Source organism: Microbacterium sp. BF1, assembly GCF_019279095.1.
GTDB lineage: Bacteria > Actinomycetota > Actinomycetes > Actinomycetales > Microbacteriaceae > Microbacterium > Microbacterium maritypicum.
This window is the reverse complement of record NZ_JAGYWT010000895.1, coordinates 1-525: the sequence shown is the minus strand read 5'-3', so window position 1 is coordinate 525 and position 525 is coordinate 1. Positions and strand designations below refer to the sequence as shown.

The following is a 525-nucleotide window of genomic DNA, read 5'->3' as shown; positions in this document are numbered from 1 at the left end:
TCCGAACCCGGAAGCTAAGCCTCACAGCGCCGATGGTACTGCAGGGGGGACCCTGTGGGAGAGTAGGACACCGCCGGACTCCTTTTAGTCAAAATGGCCACCCATCGTTGGGTGGCCATTTTGCGTTCACACGCGAGTGCGTACGAAACAGAAGCAAGAGCCATCCCGCAAGGGGTGGCTCTTCTTCGTTAACGTCGCACGTCGAGGGAGCGTTCAGTTCAACGGCGGATCGGAAGACGCAGCGTGAGAACGGTGCCGGCGCCCTCGGCGGAGCGGATCGACACATCCCCGCCGTGATGCCGCATCACCGTGGCGACGAGCGTGAGCCCGATGCCTGAACCCGTGACGTCTCGTGCGTTCTGGGCCCGCGCGAGCTCATCGAAGACCGTCGGCAGGTCTCCCGCAGGGATTCCCCGACCGGCATCCGCGACGTCGATGACAGCCCAGCCGTCTTGTTCACGCAGCCGCACCTCGATCGGACCCTGCGCCGAGTACTTGGCGGCGTTTGACAGCACGTTGTCGATC

General features: G+C 63.8%; 1 protein-coding gene and 1 rRNA gene. One reads left to right on the top strand and one right to left on the bottom strand.

Features of this window, described 5'->3' with window-relative positions:
- A 5S ribosomal RNA gene (gene rrf, locus KZA10_RS17425) occupies positions 1-79 on the top strand; the annotation flags it as partial.
- A 139-nt stretch (positions 80-218) separates the two neighbouring features.
- On the opposite strand, the gene KZA10_RS17420 is transcribed toward rrf, so the two are convergent.
- The coding region (locus tag KZA10_RS17420; RefSeq protein WP_218683537.1) for a sensor histidine kinase KdpD at positions 219-525 on the bottom strand (307 nt) is incomplete at its 5' end.